The organism is Pedobacter sp. (assembly GCF_035317785.1).
GTDB lineage: Bacteria > Bacteroidota > Bacteroidia > Sphingobacteriales > Sphingobacteriaceae > Pedobacter.
The window spans coordinates 1-18,644 of record NZ_DATHGC010000366.1 but is presented as its reverse complement, the minus strand read 5'-3'; the positions used below and the strand labels follow the sequence as shown (position 1 = coordinate 18,644).

Below are 18,644 nucleotides of genomic sequence, written 5' to 3'. Positions count from 1 at the left end.
GCGCATGGATGCATAGTGACCACCAGCCGTTCATGCTTCAGGGTATCCCGATAGGCGGGGGAACCGGTGGGCAGCTTCCGAACAATTCGGCCCCATACTATCATTCCGATGGTGATGTTTTTAAGCTGGTTGATGAACAGGGTTTAAAGAATACGGTCAGATACGGCGCGATGCTGGCTTACGCTTTAGCAGCCACTCCATCGCTTCCGGCTAGCCGGCAAAATGAAGCCATGTTAAAAACCTTCCTGCAGGAAAACAACCTGGAAGTTCCATTAAAAATTGCCGGTGAGTGGCGATGGTAAAAGGCGCACCTTAAATTATAGCAATTTTAATCCCGAGACCTTCCAGTGTTTAAATGGTATGATCAGATACGCCCTCGTCAGTGATGATATGGTCAACTTCCTCAATGCCACAGATTTTGCCAAAACCCCGTTTGCCAAACTTCGTAGAATCGGCAAGCACAATTATCTTTTGCGAAGAAGCGATCATTTGTCTGTTTAGGTGTGCTTCAAATGCATTTGTTGTGGTTAGCCCAAATTCGAGGTCAATTCCGTCTACTCCCAGAAAAAGCTTGCTGCAAAAGACATTGCTCAGCACATTGTCCGAATAGGGGCCTGTAACTGAGGAAGAGCTTCGTCTCAGCAACCCTCCAAGCTGTATCACTTCGATAGCGCTATTGTGCACGAGTTCGAGCGCGACATTGAGTGCAGAGGTAATCACCGTCAGGTTTCCTTTGGGTCTGATACATCTGGCCAGCGCAAGAACAGTAGTTCCTGACGCAATAATGACTGAATCGTTGTCTTCTATCAGTTCTGCTCCTAAAGCTCCGATCCTCATTTTTTCGTCGGACTGAAGGTGTTCTTTTTCATTCACAGGGCGGTCGACGGTATAAGGATTATTGAGGGTTGCGCCACCGTGTGTTCTGTAAAGCAGGTTTTTGTCTTCGAGAAGTTTCAGATCCTTACGGATTGTAACAGATGAAACATCTAATTCTTTACATAAGCCCTGAACGTCCAGGGACCCGTTTGCCTGGATCTTATTTAAAATATATTGATGTCTTTCGGCTATACTAATCATTTAGCTTAAATATTTGCAGGTAGTAATATAGTAAATATTTTAAAGAAGGGAGTAGGTTTAAGGCCAAAATTGCCTGCTGTAAAATTATTAAATATTTTGTTTTCATTATATAAAAATTATGTTTAGTTTCGTTTTGTTGTTTATTTGATTGTAAACGAAAGTTTATGAAATTGCATATGGGTTGTATTGAAAACAAACGAAATGATATTTGACAGGGACATATTTATAACGAGAATAGAGGAACAGGCGAATTGGGACATCATCATTATCGGCGGCGGCGCTACGGGTTTAGGTACTGCGGTAGACGCCGCTTCACGCGGATACAAGACGCTTCTCCTGGAGCAATCCGACTTTGCTAAAGGTACTTCAAGCAGAAGCACGAAACTGGTACACGGCGGTGTGAGGTACCTGGCCCAGGGCGATGTCGCATTGGTTTACGAAGCCCTTCATGAACGTGGTTTGTTGCTGAAAAATGCACCGCACCTGGTAAAAGACCAGGAATTTATAATTCCCTGCTACTCTTGGTTTTCAAAAATTAAATATTTAATCGGCCTGAAGCTTTATGATCTGCTGGCCGGTAAAAGTGGCTTTAAGGGTTCGTCCCTGCTTTCTGCGGATAAGGTTCTCAGCGCAATACCGGGCCTGAAACGGGGAAGCCTGATGGGCGGGGTAAGTTATAGTGACGGGCAGTTTGATGATGCGCGCCTTGCTTTGAATCTTGCGCAAACTGCGTCAGAATATGATGGCGTCCTGTTAAATTATATGAAAGTGACCGGTCTTACCAAGAATAACGGAGAAGTTGACGGGCTGAGTGCCGTTGATATGGAAAGCGGCAAAGGCTATCAGCTACAGGCAAAAGTCATTGTAAATGCGACCGGCGTATTTGTTGATGATATATTGAAAATGGATACTCCTGCGAGCAGGCCAATTGTAAGGCCAAGCCAGGGTGCTCATATTGTACTCGATCAATCATTCCTGCGGGGTGACAGTGCGCTGATGATTCCAAAGACTTCAGATGGACGGGTGCTGTTTGCAGTTCCATGGCATGGAAAAGTACTGGTAGGAACTACTGATACGCCTTTGGATGAACATAGTCTGGAGCCCCGGCCACTGGAAAACGAGATCGAATTTATATTGGAGACTGCAGGGAATTATCTGGCCAAAAAACCAGCGCGGGCGGATGTGCTTTCGGCCTTTGCCGGTTTAAGGCCACTCGCTGCTCCGCAAAAAAATACCAACAGCACTAAGGAAATCTCAAGAAGCCATAAGCTGATCGTCAGCCAGTCCGGCTTAATTACCATAATAGGCGGTAAATGGACTACCTACAGGAAAATGGCTATGGATGTGGTTGATCAGGCCATAGCGCTGGGTAAACTGAAAAAGGAAAAATGTGTCACTGCGGATGTTAAAATCCATGGATATATGCCGGAAATGCAAACGGGGTCCCTGGCTTTGTATGGGTCCGATGCTGCCGGTGTGAAAGAACTGATGGAATCGGAATTTGGATTGGACGCCAGGGTCCACCCTGAATATGGTTATGTGAAGGCTGAGGTGGTCTGGATGGTGAGAAATGAAATGGCGCGGACTGTTGAGGATGTGATCTCCAGGAGAATGCGCCTGCTCTTTCTTGATGCAAGGGCTGCCTTAAAAATGGTGCCGGCAGTTGCAGCTATAATGGCAGGCGAGCTGGGTCAGGATGATCAGTGGATTGATGCGCAGATCGGCACTTTTACAAGTTTGGTCAAACAATACCTGTTGTTAAGTGATGGTGATGAGATCGGCCATTATTCAGAGAAGACCAATTTAACGGAGACATAACAATAGCTTAATACTACAAATTAGATATTTGCGGAAAAATAAAAAACGAAATGAAACGAAATGCCGCAATGCGAAGGAACCAAAAAAACCAAATAAATAAATAGTATGATGAGAGAAAATTTTACCAATCACATGCGGGCGAAGAGAGTCTCCAGGTACGTGTTTTTTGCATGTGCGTTAGCCTTTACGCAGTCGCCCCAATTACTTGAGGCCGCGCCGGTTGTAGCCATGGGTAATGTTGCGTTTCAGGAGAGGGTTACAGTAAAGGGAACGGTAAGAGATGCTGCTGACAATCAGCCTTTGCCCGGAGTTACCATTACAGACAATCAGCGCAAAGTATTGGGCGTTACCAATGCTGATGGAAACTTTACGGTTATCGCAGAGAAAGGAACGGAACTGTCCTTTAATATGGTGGGTTATAAAGTTGTAAAGCACATGGCCGCAGACAATCAAGGTAATGTAAACATCAGGCTAAACGCTGCAAATAATGAATTGAATGAAGTAGTCGTAACGGCTTTAGGTATAAGGCGTGAAGAGAAATCGCTGGGTTATGCGATAACTAAGGTTGACAGTACGCAGTTGACTAATGCAGTTGCTTCCAACTGGACGGATGCACTTTCCGGCAAAGTTGCGGGTTTAAACCTAGTACGTAATAGCGGGCCGGCAGCTTCGAACAAAATCATTCTAAGAGGTGAGAATAATCTTACTGGTGATAATGAGGCGTTGATCGTAATAGATGGGGTAGTGGCAAGCAGTAGCTCCAGGCGAACTGCAGCTACGGGCGGAGGAGTTTATGGAACATCAGGCGATATCATGCCAGTAGATTTTGGCAGTGGTTTAAACGACTTAAATTCTGATGACATAGAGAGTGTTACCGTGTTGAAAGGGCCAGCCGCCGCTGCTCTTTACGGCCAAAGGGGAGCTAATGGTGCAATAATAATCACCACAAAATCTGCTAGTAAAAACAGAAAGAAGCTGGGCATTACTTTTACCTCTAACAGTGCCTGGGAAGAAGTTAACCGTGGTCCGGAAAGACAGAATGAATACGGACTAGGTGCAGATGGTACTACCAGTTATCAGTTTGGAACAGGAGCTGTGAGTACTGCTTATGGTCCGGCATTCTCAGATGGTTATATGTTTTATCAGTACGATCCTGCTACTAAGGCAAGAGGCGTTAACAAAACACCCTGGGTGGGTTACGGAGATCCGGTGGATGCATTTTTCGTCACGGGTTTCGAGTCAACTAATTCTGTGGCTTTAGACGGCACTTACAAAAACGTCGGATTACGTTTGTCGGCAAATCATGGCGAGAATGAATGGATTGTGCCAAATACAGGTCTGGACAGAACAAATGTTTCGTTGAATGCCAATGCCAGTCTGACCAAAAAATTAAGTATAAATTTAAAAGCCCAATATAGCAACAGGTATAGCGATAATTTACCAACAACTGGGTACGGTAATCAATCTTTAATGTACTGGTTTATATTTGCACAACCAAATATCAATACCGATTGGTATAGGGATTATTGGGCACCGGGCATGGTAGACCGCCAGTTTGTGAACCTGACTACATCTTTTCCAGAAGGTCCTTATGCAATATCTGAGCAGTATTTGAATGCTCAAAGACGTAACGGTTGGTTGGGTAACTTACAAGCTAACTATAAGTTCACAAACGAATTAAGTTTGATGTTACGTGCTTCTGCTGATTACAATAAAGATATCCGTGAAACCAAGCGCCCATGGGATACTTCTTCGGGCGGAACCTTTGCTCAAGGCTCATTCCGCACAGCAGATATTAGTTCTTATGAAATCAACGCTGACTTTATGCTGAAATATGAGAAGAAGTTCAATAAAGACTTTCACATGGCGGCAAGCGTTGGGGGCAGTCAAATGCGTAACGAATATGATAGACTGGAAAGGCGCGCTGACGGGCTTAAGGTTCCCGGTGTTTATAATTTGGATAATGCCATTAATAAGTTGGTTTATGTTCCGGATACAGCACGTTTCAGGATAAACAGTTTTTATGCAGCAACATCGTTTTCTTATAAAGATTATCTATTTTTAGATTTAACAGCCCGTCAGGATTGGAATAGTACCCTGGCTACTTTAACCAGGAAAGATAATGTTGGTTTCTTCTATCCATCGGCGAGTTTGGCTTTTGTAGCCTCAGATTACTGGAAGCTTCCGAGCGCTGTTAGCTTTGCAAAATTCAGAGCATCGCTTGCACAGGTAGGTAGTGGTAGCACCACTCCTTATCGTACTGCCTATAACTATTTGCCTGCCGCAAATGGGGTGTATCCTGATAGTGCAATGACCAACCCCAATGTCTTGCCGAATCCGGACCTGAAGCCTTTAATTACCACAACGGTTGAATTGGGTTTAGATGTGAAATTATTTAAAAGCCGTTTAAACTTTGATTTGGCTGTATATGCAGGCAATACAAAGAATCAAATACTTAGCCGTATCATTGACAGATCAACCGGATATAATGTTGGGGTTTTTAATGTGGGTCGCGTAGATAATAAGGGCGTTGAATTAGCCGTGAACGGTACCCCTGTAAAGTCAAAGAACTTTACCTGGACACTGAACGGTACATTCACGGCCAACCGTAATAAAATAAAGGAACTGGCTGACAGTTCAGTCGTATTGCGTACCGGTGGATTTGGTAACTCCGGACAGATCGTAGCTATGGTAGGCGGAAGTATGGGAGATTTGTATGGAACGGGGTTTTTACGTTCTCCTGATGGACAGATCATTTTCGACAGCAATACAGGAGTTGCCAAATCTAATGCTGATATTCAGTACTTGGGAAACACCCTCCCTAAATTTAGATTCAGCTTCGGTACGGGTTTTACCTATAAGCAATTGAGCATGAATGCCTTATTTGACGCCCAGCTTGGTGCAGTAGGGCACTCGTTTACTTTTGCCAGAATGGCATCGCTCGGTAAATCAGCGGTAACTCTGCCGGGCAGGTACAATGGTATTATCGGCAATGGAGTGGTAGATAACGGTAACGGTACGTATCGTCCAAATGATGTAATAGCTACCGATGTTGAAGGTTATTATAACTCTTTATATTATAATCAGGCAGAGGGAAGTATTTTCAGTACCGACTATCTTAAATTCAGAGAAGCTAACCTTACTTATGCTTTTAGTAAGAGATTGTTACAAGGGATAGGCATTAGTAAATTAACATTAGGAGTTTACGGACGTAATTTATTTATATGGTCGCCCTGGCCGGCATTTGATCCTGAGTTTGGAACTTTGGCGGGGTCTGATATCCAGCAGGGTTTTGAGACCGGGCAGTTGCCTTCTACCCGAACTTATGGCATACGTTTAGTGATGGGCATTTAATTATTATAGAAATGAAAAGGAATAAAAATACGATTGCATATATACTTTTAGCAGGATTCGGCTTTACAACTTCTTGTACAAAAGATTTTAATGAAGTGAATACAGATCCGCTGGGTAAAAGTACAGTTGAAGCGCACCAGTTGATGGCCCCTACATTGGTAAATCTGATGTCAACCAATATGTTGCGTAACCGTAACTTTAATAATGAACTGATGCAAGTAACTGTAGACCTGGGTGATGCAGAGGGTAAGACCTTCAGATATGATATCAGACGCAATGCGGCTGATAATACCTGGAATAGCTGGTATGTGAACCTGACTAATATCGCAGATATGCATACCATAGCCAGTGAGCCTGAAAAATTAAATAAATCATATCAGGGCATCTCGCTTATTCTTCAGTCCTGGGTATATTCGTTGCTGACTGACACCTATGGTGATGTGCCATATTCAGAAGCTAATGACGGACGGGACGGTAATTTGCAACCAGTTTTTGACAAACAAAGAGACATCTATTTAGGGATGTTCGATAAGCTGGAGCAGGCAAACAATCTGCTTAAAGATGGTACTGCCATTGTTGCAACAAGCGATCCTATATATAATGGAGATGTAGCTAAATGGCGTCGGTTGGGTAATTCATTATATTTAAGATTATTGCTACGTGTTTCGGGAAAATCTGAAGTGTCGTCTACTGTCATTGCCAAAATAAAAGAAATGGTTGATACTAACCCGGGCAATTATCCTGTGATGGAAAACAATCAGCATACGGCTAAATTGTTATGGACGGGTTCAAATGTCAGTACAGCGCTATATACATCTCCATATATGGCCAGTGTACGTGCTAATGATTTTTACGTACCAGCTATAGGCGAATTTTTCATCAATAACCTGGTGGTGTGGGGTGATCCCCGTATTCTTCCATCATATGGTGCGAGCGGAATCAATAGATTTGGGATCAGGCCGGGAGCCAGCGGCTTTGCCGGTGTGCCAAGCGGTTATAACCCGGGTAATGAGCCAGCCAAAGAGTCACGGTTTTATTCTTCAAGCGATAACGTTGCAATTAATCTGCAAACGGACAGGTATACCGGTATCATCATGAACTGTGCTGAGGTTGATTTTATTTTGGCAGAAGCAGCTGCTAAAGGATGGATCAGTGGTGATGCGGGGACCTATTATTATAAGGGGGTTGCTGATGCAATCAATTATTGGCTGCCTAACGTTATGACCGGCGGAGCTTCCGATCCGGCAGTGGCGGCTTACACGGGTGCTGCTGATATCGAGTGGGACAATTCCTTCCCTTTACAAAGTGCAAACGCCGGTGCCATCAGCAAAATGCTGCTGATACATCAGCAAAAGTACTACGCTTTGTTTCTTGTCGATTTTCAACAATGGTTTGAATACCGCCGTACTTCTTATCCTTTCTTAACAAAAGGACCTGGTTTACTTAACGGAGGGGTAATTCCTGCGAGGTTATTTTATCCAACGATTACTCAATCAACAAATCCAACGAATTATAGAAATGCTGTGGCAGCTCAGGGACCGGATGTAATAAGTACTCAAGTTTGGTGGCAAAAGCCTTAATTAATAATATGTAATGATTATGAAAAAGACATTAAAATATATATGTTTAGCTGCTGTTGCTGTAAGTACAGTGCTAAGCTGTAAAAAAGATAGCGACTATGTCTCGGGTACGATAAGTCCATTTATCTCCAATTTTGACCTCAAGAAGTCGTACAAAGAAGCAGATTTGACGCTTACAGCGGATGTCATGAAAGGTGCCACCTCGATTAAAGGAGTTGTCATATCCGATTTTACATCGGGCAATACACCTGTGGGATTGCTGGTTCTTCAAAATTCGAGGATAGTAGGTAATGGCATAGACTCAATTCGTGGTATGGCTCTCAATATCGGGGCAGATGCATCCAAGTATATGGTGGGTGATTCTGTACATATTAAAGTAGAAGGTGGTGTTTTAAAACGCGTTGACGGTGTATTACAGATTACAGGAGTAGCTGGCTCGGCAATAAACAAAGTGGCATCGGGCAAGACGATTAAAATACCTGTGGTAAACCTGGGTAAACTATTGACTGCACCTGGTAATTACGAAAATACTTTACTTACCATTAGTAATACGGTAGTTGAGCCCGAGCCTGCGCAAGGAGAGACTTTTGCAGGCGATAAAACGATCAATGATGGTTTTGGAAAAGCTATATTGCATACGGAAGCTTCCGCCGCTTTTGCAGGTGATCAGCTGCCGCCTAGTGCTAATTTTACAGGCGTAGTTTATTTCAGGTACCAAAACAACCAGGCCCAGCCATATTTATGGATGCGTACTGCCGATGATGCTTTTGAATTACCGTTAATAAAGCCATCGCCGGTAATCATTACTGGTTACTTGCCTGATCCGCCGGGAACAGATGCTTCAGCTACAGCACAAAACGAATATATTCAATTCATGGCAACCAAGGATATAGATTTCTCTGCAACACCTTTCTCTGTAGTCACGACCAATAATGCTGGTTCTGCGAACTTAGCTCCGGCAAATGGCTGGGCTATCGGTGGAGTAAGAACATATAAGATTAATTTAACGTCAGGAACAGTAAGAAAAGGAGAATTTTTCTATGTGGGAGGATCTAATAAATTGATATGGGGATCTAATTCAACAAGTATGGTTGCTGCCAAATGGATAGCCTCGGTTAATTATACCAGTAATGCAGGTGCCGATTTCGGAACAGGAACAGCCAATCTATTGGCAAATAGCGGCAACATTGCGGGTATAGCTGTTTTTGAGGGAACTGGCGTTACCGCAAACTCAATTCCAATGGACGTAATGATGTATGGGGGATCTAATGCCAATTCGGGAAATGTTTATGCTGCGGGGCCACCTGAGGTAGGCTATAGGATTACAAATACGGATTATTATAGTACAATTAATCCATCTTCAAGGTCATCACAACTTTTTTACGGTGCTGGCAGTAATACAAATAGATTAGGTTTTCAAATCACTCAGGCCAATCCAACGGGAGGTAGTTTTGTGCGTCTGGGCGGTGTGTATGATGCTAAATCCGGCAGATGGAGGATAGGAAGAACACTGTCTAATGTAACCATGTCACTTACCATGCCGGTGTCAGAGCTGGAAACAGGCACGAATATCACGCTGTTAGAAAACTAGTATAATACAGAATAACTCAAAGGCTGGTTCAGCTACCAGCCTTTGAGTCCCAAATAAATAAACGCACTATAATATTGAAATCACAATTGCAATGAACAGAAGATCTTTCATACAGAAAGCCGGTCTCATTACCGGAGGTGCATTTATTAGTCTGCAAAGCAACGCTTTCTCAGGTCTGAAGAGAAACGATACTATAAAAGGCAGTGTAACAGATGGTAAAAGAGGGGTGTCAAACGTAGTGATTTCTGATGGGTATTCGGTTGTCGTTACTGATGCAAAAGGAAACTATACCATTACTCCGGATGCGAAAGCTACCAATATATTTATGAGTACACCGGCCGGTTATGAATTTAAGACCGACTATAACATCACCCGTCAATATGAAACACTGGGCAGCCGCAACCAATATGATTTTGCCCTTACCCGGCTGAAAAAAGACGACAGCAAGCACCATTTTATCATATGGGCAGACCCGCAGGTCAAAAACAAAAAAGATGTAAAACAGATGATGGACACTGCGGTTCCCGATGTACAGGAGCTGGTCCGGACGCTGGGACCCAAAGCTTTGGTACATGGCATCTGCGTTGGTGACATCGTGTGGGACAACCATGCCCTGTTTCCCGATTACAACGAAGCAGTAGCAAAAATGGGCATACCTTTTTTCCAGGCTTTGGGTAATCATGATATGGATTACAGGCAAGGTGGTGATGAGACTTCTGACAAAACTTTTAAAGCCACCTATGGCCCGACCTATTATTCTTTTAACCGGGGTAAAGCGCACTATGTGGTTTTGGATGACGTAAGGTACCTTGGTGTAGAGCGCACTTACGATGGCTATATCACCGAAGACCAGCTCAGCTGGCTGGAAAAGGACCTGAGGCATGTGGGAAAAGATCAGCTGCTGATCATTAACCTGCACATTCCGGTTCACAATGCTGTTAAAAACAACAGCGCTTTGTATGCTTTGCTGACGGGCTTTAAAAACGTACACATCATGTCTGGTCATACGCACTATAACGTCAATAAGATTACAAACGGGATTTATGAACACAATCATGGGACCGTTTGTGGTGCATGGTGGACCGGGCCGATCTGCGAAGACGGTACGCCAAGAGGATATGGTGTATATGAGGTGGACAGCACTGAGCTGAAATGGTATTATAAATCAACAGGGTTTGAGAGGACCAGACAGATCAGTGTCTATGTAGATACACTGACGGACCAGAAAAGAATAATTGCAAATGTGTGGAACTGGGATCCGGAATGGAAAGTAGAATATTTTCTCGACGATAAGCCTATGGGAATACTTGAACAGCAGAAGGGTTTTGACCCTTTAGCAGTAGAACTCTATAAAGGAGATAAGATGCCGGTCACCAGGTCTTTTGCGGAACCAAAAAAGATAGACCACTTGTTTGTGGCACATTTCAAACCCGGGCCTAAAAAAATCAAAGTAATTGCCACAGATCGTTTCGGAGAGAAGTATACATCAACTATAGATGCTTAATGATTAAACTGAGTAACAGATGAAGAATTTAATTGGCGTGGCCGCGCTGGCCCTGGCAGGCTTGACTGCGTGCAAAACTATAAATAAAGCGAATCCGGCTGCTGTTGCAAAATTTCCGGCGTTCAGCACCGAAGGCCATAGGGGCGGCAGGGGATTAATGCCTGAAAATACCATCATTGCCATGAAAAACGCGGTGGATATTGGCATCACCACCCTGGAAATGGATACGCATATTACCAAAGACGGAGAAGTGGTGGTTACCCATGACGATTATCTGAGCCCTGGTTTTATGCTGACTCCCGAGGGTAAGGAAATACCGGCGGCTGATTCAAAAAAATATGCCGTTTACCAAATGGATTATGCTTTATTGAAAACTTTTGATCTCGGTACCAAGCCGCTCGCAGGTTTCCCTGAGCAGAAAAAAATAAAAACTTACATTCCGCGTTTGGCTGACCTGATTGATTCAGTGCAGATCTATACCAAGAGTAAAAAGCAGATGTTTTACAACATCGAAACCAAATGCAGCCCCAAGGGCGACGGCGTTACCAATCCGGATCCTGAGACCTTTGTCAAACTTTTAATGGATGTGATTGAAAAAAAAGGGATCAGACCTTTTGTAGTCATCCAATCTTTTGATAAAAGAACTTTACAGATTCTGCATAAGAAATATCCAAATGTCAGGACATCTTTTTTGGTAAGTAATCAGAAGACTGTGGAAGAAAACCTGAGTGATCTTGGTTTTGATCCTTTCATCCTGAGTACTGAATATAAAATGGTCAATGAGGAACTGGTCAGGAAATGTCACGAGCGAAATGTTAAAGTAATTCCATGGACACCAAATACTAAAGCAGATATTGAGCGCTTAAAGTCATTAAAGGTAGATGGTATCATCTCAGATTACCCGAATCTTTTATGAGAAGTATTTTTCCGCCTCCTGCTGCACACCGGCCATTATTGCCTAAACATGAAGTAGACAGGCAATATAAAACGCAACGCTTAAAGGTCTTTCTGGGTATTTTTCTAGGCTATGCGGCTTACTATTTTGTGCGTAAAAACTTCTCTTTCGCCATACCAGAACTTCAAAAGCTTGGATTTAGCAAAGGTGAGCTTGGCCTGGCAGCCTCTGCACTTTCCATCGCCTACGGGTTTAGTAAATTCCTGATGGGCAATATATCTGACAGAAGTAATGCAAGGTATTTCCTGTCAATAGGCTTAGTGCTGTCTGCTTTTACCATGATTTTTATGGGTTTAGTCCCTTTTGCAACCTCGTCTATTACCATCATGTTTATTTTGCTGTTCATTAACGGATGGTTTCAGGGAATGGGATGGCCACCTTGCGGTAGAGTTGTAGCACATTGGTACTCGGTCAGGGAAAGAGGAACGGCAATGTCCATCTGGAATTTGGCGCATAACCTTGGCGGTTTTCTGGTTGGTCCGTTAACGGTGCTTGGTTTTGAGCTTTTTGCGAATTGGCATGCTAAGTTATATTTTCCGGGTATGGTGGCCATTTTATTTGCACTCATAGCCTTGTTTTTTGTTAGAGACACACCGCAGTCGGTCGGTTTACCCCCAATTGAAGAATATAACAATGACTATCCTAAGAGCTATAACGCAAAAACACAGGAGCAGGAGTTCTCCGCTAAAGAGATTTTTCTGAAATATGTGTTGAATAACAGGTTACTTTGGTACATCGCAGTCGCGAATGCTTTTGTTTACCTGGTGCGGAATGGCATTATAAACTGGGCGCCTACTTTTTTACAGGAAGCAAAGGGTTACTCTCAATCGGAAGCAGCATGGGCGTCGGGTGGCTACGAATTGGCTGCCATACCCGGAACGATTCTTTGTGGTGTGATCAGTGACAAATTGTTTAAAGGCAGAAGAGCGCCCGTAACGATCATTTATATGGCCGTGACTTTTCTGGGCGTATTGGTCTACTGGAAAAATTCCGGTGAAAGTCACACCATACAAAATGTTTCCCTGTGGACAATCGGCTTTTTTATCTACGGACCTGTAATGTTAATTGGCGTACAGGCCATAGACCTTGTCCCTAAAAAAGCTGCGGGAACAGCCGCTGGTTTAACCGGTTTGTTTGGCTATTTCATCGGAGATTTGCTGGCGAATGCAGCGTTGGGTAGCCTGGTGGATAGAAGTGGCTGGGACGCCTGTTTCATGGCAATCGCCATTTCATGTCTTTTGGCTATTTTCTTTACCGCATTTACATGGGGCAGAGAAAAGAAAAATTTAGCTAATTTAACGCCATTGTCTCACTAACTAATTGAAGTTTTATGAAAATGCCTTTTAAGAGAGTTTTATTCGTATTTATTCTGCAACTATCTGCTTTTGGTTATACAAATGCGCAGGAAATAAAATGGGACAGTACTTACAGGCCTGGGAAATATAAGGAGCAGGTCAGTAAATTTATGGGTGAAACAAAGTCAAAAAAAGACATTGTTTTTTTAGGCAACAGCATTACGGCGGGGACTGACTGGGCCAAGCTTTTAAACCTCCCCAGCGCAAAGAACAGGGGTATTTCCGGGGACATTACCTTTGGTGTCTTGGAAAGGCTGGACGAGGTAATAGTGGGCAAGCCGGCTAAAGTCTTTGTTTTGATAGGCATCAATGACATTTCAAGAAACATTCCTGATAGCCTGATCCTGAGAAATTACAAACGGATCATAGATAGGATCAGGTCTGGTTCGAAGCGTACACAGCTCTACTTTTATACCCTGCTGCCTGTAAACAGCAGTTTTGGAAAGTTTAAGAACCATTATGAGAAGGATGAGCATATCCTGTGGCTGAACGATCAGATCAGAAAGCTTAGCGCCAAAAGAGTGACCATTATTGATCTTTATCCTAAGTTTTTAGACGAAAATAAGCACTTAAAAGCCAGTTTAACAAAAGACGGATTGCATTTGATTCCGGAAGGTTATCAGCTGTGGTCTGAAATCCTGAGGAGCGGCGGATACCTTAGGTAATAGAAAATATTGCCCGGACGTAAAATGATAAAGAAAATTCCTATTTTTACAGCCCGCTTATGGAACAGATAAAAACATCATTTGATTTTGAAAAGCCTTTAGCTGAACTTGTTCAGCAAATCGAAAAGGTAAAACAGGTTGCCGATAAAACAAAAGTAGATATGTCTGCTACAATAACAGAGCTTGAAGAGAAGCTTGAAGAAACCCGTCAAGGTCTCTACACTAATCTTACAGGCTGGCAAAAAGTTCAAATGTCACGCCATGCTGAAAGGCCGCAGACGCTGGATTACATCAGTATGATCTGTGACGATTTCATTGAGATGCATGGAGACAGGACGGTGAAGGACGATAAAGCGATCATTGGAGGTTTTGCCACCATTGACGGGCAAACTGTGATGATCATTGGTCACCAAAAAGGTAAGAATACTAAAGAAAGGCAGTACCGTAATTTTGGAATGGCCAATCCGGAAGGATACAGGAAGGCGCTGCGCCTCATGAGACTTGCAGAGAAATTTAACAAGCCTGTCATTTCCTTCATAGATACCATGGGTGCTTATCCCGGACTGGAAGCTGAAGAACGCGGACAGGGAGAAGCCATTGCCAGGAATCTGCTGGAAATGTCAATATTAAAGGTGCCGATCATCTGCCTGGTAGTAGGCGAGGGGGCTTCCGGCGGTGCATTGGGAATTGGTATTGGGGATAAAGTGTATATGCTGGAGCATACCTGGTATTCTGTCATTTCTCCGGAATCCTGTTCATCTATATTATGGAGAAGCTGGGATTATAAAGAGAAGGCGGCCGAATGCTTAAAGCTTACCTCTGATGATATGTTTAAAAACAAACTGATTGACGGAATCGTCAAAGAACCGCTTGGAGGTGCGCATCAGAATCCGGAGGCGATGGCGGCAACAGTTAAAGAGCAGATATTGAAGGATCTGGCGATACTCAAAAAAGAAAAAGTAGATAAGATGATTGCGACCAGAATTGAAAAGTTCTGTGCAATGGGGGTTGTTGTTGAAGGATAATAAGCTCGCATTCTGTTCTCCGGCTGCATTTAGCCCCGATGAAGAATCGGGACCAACGCTATGCCGGTTCACAGAACACTCGCTTCTAGCACCCTAGCATGTTGGCAAATAAAGCCGGAAAATATGTTTGTACACCTGGCTGCCAATTGTGAAAAGTAGTACAATAAACAAACAGTAGGCGATAAATAATATAAAAAAGGCCTCAGATGCACATCTGGGGCCTTTTTTATTACCTTTCTCTGCTCCATACATTAGCGCCTAGAAACGAGTGTTCTGTGAACCGGCATAGCGTTTTTGAGCTTCTTCAGCGAAATAATGCAGCCGGAGAACAGAATGTGAGCTTACTGTTGTGCCGCAAAATACTTATTAAACCTGCCTTCCAGATAATTAAACTCATCTGTCAGTTCTTTACTCAGCTTAATTTGCTTGTTCTTCTGAGCGATATTTGCCATTTGATTTAAGAATGACATACCCAGCTGAACATTCTGCCCGCCTGTAAATTTATTTTTGCTGTCTGAGATATCGGCAAGGTAGTCCAGTTCTTTTTTAATGTAAAGTGCAGATTTTTCGATCAATTGATTTGCCCTTTTCACATCGCCGATCGCATACAGATTTTCAGACATGAAATAAGCACCCATTGTAGACCTCATTCCATAGAACCTATCCGGCATTACCTGAAAATAACGGTCAGCCACTTTTTTGGCATCTTCAATTTTTCCTTCTTTTAATAATCCACTCATGGCGGTGTTGAAAAGATTCGTAAATATAGAAATGTCATCAGCAGACTGCGTATCCAGGTAATTTGCGGTATTCACGTTACCCCATTTGAATTTATTCATCAGGTTGTCATAAAGTACAGGAGTGTTGATCAGGTCTGATCTGCCGAGGGTAGTGTCTACCTTAAGGGGTCTCAGGCGCAATGCAAGGCCTTCAGTATACAAGTAATTGTCAAGTCCGTTATATTGTTCTGAAGGAACTGTACTTGCAAAGTAAATCGGCCTCTTCCAGTTGTTGTGCACCAGAATGTCCAGCATAGCAAGTGTTCCTTTAGTCACATAATTCTTATTGAATGTCCATTCCAGAGCAGGGACAATTTTTGCAGAGTCAGTTGCAGGGACAACATTATTTTTGAGTACGTCCTCACGGTTTACTGTAAGCTTGAAGTTTTTAGTTGGGATAAAATTATCCTTACTTCCATCCTGACGGGCTATTTTGTCGGCATCATTATCAGAAAGCAATATCGCAAGGATGTTGCTCAGTTCAACAGAGCCGGCGAGTTTGTAATCCTGGTAATACATCACATCCCTTACACCCTGAATATACTGAGACTCTTTCATGCTGATCGGTAAAGGTTCAGATTCATTTTGCCTGCGCTTCATGCCGTTAATGTACCAATCCGTATCAAACAAGCTTAAGTTTACCAGACGGATGTCCGGTCTTACGTTTTCAACTTCCTGGATATACCAAAGCGGGTAGGTATCGTTATCCCCATAGGTGAATAAGATGGCATTGGGCGCACAGGATTGCATGTAATCGACGGCGATGTCATGGGCAACCATTTTTTCTGACCTGTCATGATCATCCCAGCCCTGTGCAGCCATGATCACAGGTGCGGCAAGCAGGCCCGCAGCTGTAGCGAGGATAGCGCCATTTGCTGGTGTGAGTTTTTTACTCAGCCACTCCCTTAGTGCCAGTACGCCTAAACCTATCCATATGGCAAATGCGTAAAAGGATCCTGCATAGGCGTAATCCCTTTCACGGGGTTCCATCGGTTTTTGATTGAGGTATAAAACTATGGCGATGCCTGTAAAGAAAAACAAGAGCGCTACGATGCCGGCGTCCTTCTGATTGCGTTTGAAGTGCCATATGGCACCAAGTAATCCGATGATCAATGGCAGGAAAAAGAATCTGTTGTAGGCTTTACTGTCTACGATTGTAGGCGGAAGGTTTTTTTGACTGCCCAAAAGTAAACCGTCGATGGGTTTTATTCCGCTTAGCCACTGACCTTCATAGGCACTGCCCTGTCCCTGGTCGTCATTTTGCCGGCCCACAAAGTTCCATAAGAAATACCTCGTATACATGAGCCCAAGCTGATAGCTAAAGAAGAAGCGGACATTATCTATCAGGGTTGGGAAATGTGAATCATCCAGTCCCAGCATGTCCTTATAATAACCTACGTGCCTTGCATCATCACTATACATGCGTGGGAAAGGAGTAGTTCTGTCGTATACATACTCGCTTTTTTTGCCGGCATTTTCGTATATATCTGTGCCTTTTCTGTACAAAGTCTTTCCTTCTTTGACCTCAACCGGCTGTGAATTATAATTCGGCCCGAATAACAATGGTCTGTCACCATACTGTTCCCTGTTCAGATAGCCCAGGAAAGAAAATGCATTGTCAGGATCACTGTTATTTAAGTTAGGGTCTGCCTTGGCCCTGATAATGATCATTGCAAAAGAGCCGTAGCCAAAAATGATCAGTACAGTAGATAGCAAAGCGAGGTTAAGGATCTTTTTCTGATGTTTAATAGAGTATCTGATGCCCCATACTAATGCCCCGATCAATACAATAGCGAAGAAAATAACGCCTGACCCGAATCCCATTCCCATGGTATTCACGAAGAAAAGATCGAAGTAAGCCCCAAGGGATACCAGGTATTGAATAATGCCGTATTGAATTACAGCAAGGATCAGTACGCCGATGATACCGGTTTTAAAAATACCAGGGGTAGTGGCTTTTTTTGTCTTTTTGAAATAATAAACGAATGCTATTGCAGGTATGGTCAATAAGTTGAGCAGGTGAATACCAATGGACAAACCCATAATGTAGGCGATGAGCAGCAGCCATCTGTCAGCACGCGGTTCATTGGCCACTGCTTCCCATTTTAAGATGGCCCAGAATACAATTGCAGTAAATAACGAGGACAGTGCGTATACCTCCGACTCCACTGCTGAGAACCAAAAACTATCTGAAAATGTATAAGCTAAGGCACCCACTAAGCCGGCACCCATGATGCTGATCATGTTGGCTTTGCTAATTTCTTCATTTTCTTTGATCAGCACCTTTTTGGCGAGGGCGGTGATGGTCCAGAACAGGAATAAGATCGTTGCACCACTTGCTATTGCTGAACCCACATTCATGAAATACGCTACTTTGGTTACATCACCAAAAGCAAATAACGAGAAAAAGCGTTGTATCATTAGGAATAAAGGCGCTCCCGGCTGGTGCACCACCTGCATTTTTAAAGCAGAGGCAATAAACTCACCGCAATCCCAAAAACTAACTGATGGTTCTAATGTTAAAATATAAGTCAGCGTGGCTATTGCAAAGCAAATCCAACCGGTGATGTTATTAATCTTCGAATAATTCATTTCGTTTTCAAGTGGTTATTGATATTAAGGCTATTAATTGCTGCCGAAAATAAAGAATAAGATTGATAATCGGGTAAAGTAATGCCTAGTTTAACAATTTTTCGTCGACAGCACGCTGACTGTTCCAGATAGTCCTCTGTGCGGGGACAGCGCCGTGGTGCCGCGTACTTTCTGCGTACTTGCTCCGGTAGTCCTGCGGTTAAAGGTATGTCTTACCCTATTATAGCTATACAGGTTACTGATTTAATTTTGAATTGACTATACACGCAAATTTGTTATTCCTGTCGGAGTTATACAAGTTGTATTTCTTTTATTTTATACTTTTTGGGTTTCCATCTTTTCTTAAGTT

The 18,644-nt window shown here is 43.2% G+C and carries 11 protein-coding genes and 1 pseudogene; 10 read left to right on the top strand and 2 right to left on the bottom strand.

The annotated features are described in order from the left end of the window. Nucleotides 1-302 (top strand): annotated as a pseudogene (locus VK541_RS22965) (aminopeptidase); the annotation flags it as partial. Nucleotides 303-351: 49 nt separating this feature from the next. Here VK541_RS22965 and VK541_RS22960 read toward each other — a convergent pair. After that, nucleotides 352-1,077 (bottom strand): DeoR/GlpR family DNA-binding transcription regulator, encoded by a 726-nt coding sequence (locus tag VK541_RS22960; protein WP_324372913.1) that lies wholly within the window; start codon nucleotides 1,075-1,077, stop codon nucleotides 352-354. 201 nt (nucleotides 1,078-1,278) lie between these two features. Here VK541_RS22960 and VK541_RS22955 point away from each other — a divergent pair, with 201 nt between their 5' ends. From VK541_RS22955 to VK541_RS22915, 9 genes are all read left to right on the top strand, one after another. Next, complete coding sequence (locus tag VK541_RS22955; RefSeq protein WP_324372914.1) at nucleotides 1,279-2,895, top strand: glycerol-3-phosphate dehydrogenase/oxidase; 1,617 nt, start codon at nucleotides 1,279-1,281, stop codon at nucleotides 2,893-2,895. A 105-nt stretch (nucleotides 2,896-3,000) separates the two neighbouring features. Beyond that, the gene (locus VK541_RS22950; RefSeq protein WP_324372912.1) at nucleotides 3,001-6,249 is read left to right on the top strand and encodes a SusC/RagA family TonB-linked outer membrane protein; all 3,249 of its coding nucleotides are present in this window, start codon (nucleotides 3,001-3,003) and stop codon (nucleotides 6,247-6,249) included. 11 nt (nucleotides 6,250-6,260) lie between these two features. Beyond that, nucleotides 6,261-7,829 carry a SusD/RagB family nutrient-binding outer membrane lipoprotein gene (locus tag VK541_RS22945; protein WP_324372910.1) on the top strand — a complete coding sequence of 523 codons (1,569 nt, stop codon included), beginning with the start codon at nucleotides 6,261-6,263 and terminating at the stop codon, nucleotides 7,827-7,829. Nucleotides 7,830-7,848: 19 nt separating this feature from the next. Beyond that, complete coding sequence (locus tag VK541_RS22940; RefSeq protein ID WP_324372909.1) at nucleotides 7,849-9,420, top strand: DUF5689 domain-containing protein; 1,572 nt, start codon at nucleotides 7,849-7,851, stop codon at nucleotides 9,418-9,420. A gap of 91 nt (nucleotides 9,421-9,511) precedes the next feature. Then, nucleotides 9,512-10,924, top strand: coding sequence for a calcineurin-like phosphoesterase family protein (locus VK541_RS22935; RefSeq protein ID WP_324372907.1), 1,413 nt, complete (start codon nucleotides 9,512-9,514; stop codon nucleotides 10,922-10,924). Nucleotides 10,925-10,943: 19 nt separating this feature from the next. Beyond that, complete coding sequence (locus tag VK541_RS22930; protein ID WP_324372906.1) at nucleotides 10,944-11,840, top strand: glycerophosphodiester phosphodiesterase family protein; 897 nt, start codon at nucleotides 10,944-10,946, stop codon at nucleotides 11,838-11,840. Beyond that, nucleotides 11,837-13,195 carry a glycerol-3-phosphate transporter gene (gene glpT / locus VK541_RS22925; protein WP_324372905.1) on the top strand — a complete coding sequence of 453 codons (1,359 nt, stop codon included), beginning with the start codon at nucleotides 11,837-11,839 and terminating at the stop codon, nucleotides 13,193-13,195. Before VK541_RS22930 ends, glpT begins: the two co-directional genes overlap by 4 nt. 14 nt (nucleotides 13,196-13,209) lie before the next feature. Further along, nucleotides 13,210-13,899, top strand: coding sequence for a GDSL-type esterase/lipase family protein (locus tag VK541_RS22920; protein WP_324372904.1), 690 nt, complete (start codon nucleotides 13,210-13,212; stop codon nucleotides 13,897-13,899). Nucleotides 13,900-13,958: 59 nt separating this feature from the next. Beyond that, the gene (locus VK541_RS22915; protein WP_324372903.1) at nucleotides 13,959-14,924 is read left to right on the top strand and encodes an acetyl-CoA carboxylase carboxyltransferase subunit alpha; all 966 of its coding nucleotides are present in this window, start codon (nucleotides 13,959-13,961) and stop codon (nucleotides 14,922-14,924) included. Nucleotides 14,925-15,265: 341 nt separating this feature from the next. On the opposite strand, the gene VK541_RS22910 is transcribed toward VK541_RS22915, so the two are convergent. Then, entirely contained in the window at nucleotides 15,266-18,295 is a 3,030-nt protein-coding gene (locus VK541_RS22910) for a DUF2723 domain-containing protein (protein WP_324372902.1), read from the bottom strand. Nucleotides 18,296-18,644 lie beyond the last annotated feature (349 nt).

Bases quoted from the DNA above. Each gene is read 5' to 3' on its own strand.
- VK541_RS22960 (WP_324372913.1), bottom strand. From the start codon at position 1,077: ATGATTAGTATAGCCGAAAGACATCAATATATTTTAAATAAGATCCAG.
- VK541_RS22955 (WP_324372914.1), top strand. From the start codon at position 1,279: ATGATATTTGACAGGGACATATTTATAACGAGAATAGAGGAACAGGCG.
- VK541_RS22950 (WP_324372912.1), top strand. From the start codon at position 3,001: ATGATGAGAGAAAATTTTACCAATCACATGCGGGCGAAGAGAGTCTCC.
- VK541_RS22945 (WP_324372910.1), top strand. From the start codon at position 6,261: ATGAAAAGGAATAAAAATACGATTGCATATATACTTTTAGCAGGATTC.
- VK541_RS22940 (WP_324372909.1), top strand. From the start codon at position 7,849: ATGAAAAAGACATTAAAATATATATGTTTAGCTGCTGTTGCTGTAAGT.
- VK541_RS22935 (WP_324372907.1), top strand. From the start codon at position 9,512: ATGAACAGAAGATCTTTCATACAGAAAGCCGGTCTCATTACCGGAGGT.
- VK541_RS22930 (WP_324372906.1), top strand. From the start codon at position 10,944: ATGAAGAATTTAATTGGCGTGGCCGCGCTGGCCCTGGCAGGCTTGACT.
- glpT (WP_324372905.1), top strand. From the start codon at position 11,837: ATGAGAAGTATTTTTCCGCCTCCTGCTGCACACCGGCCATTATTGCCT.
- VK541_RS22920 (WP_324372904.1), top strand. From the start codon at position 13,210: ATGAAAATGCCTTTTAAGAGAGTTTTATTCGTATTTATTCTGCAACTA.
- VK541_RS22915 (WP_324372903.1), top strand. From the start codon at position 13,959: ATGGAACAGATAAAAACATCATTTGATTTTGAAAAGCCTTTAGCTGAA.
- VK541_RS22910 (WP_324372902.1), bottom strand. From the start codon at position 18,295: ATGAATTATTCGAAGATTAATAACATCACCGGTTGGATTTGCTTTGCA.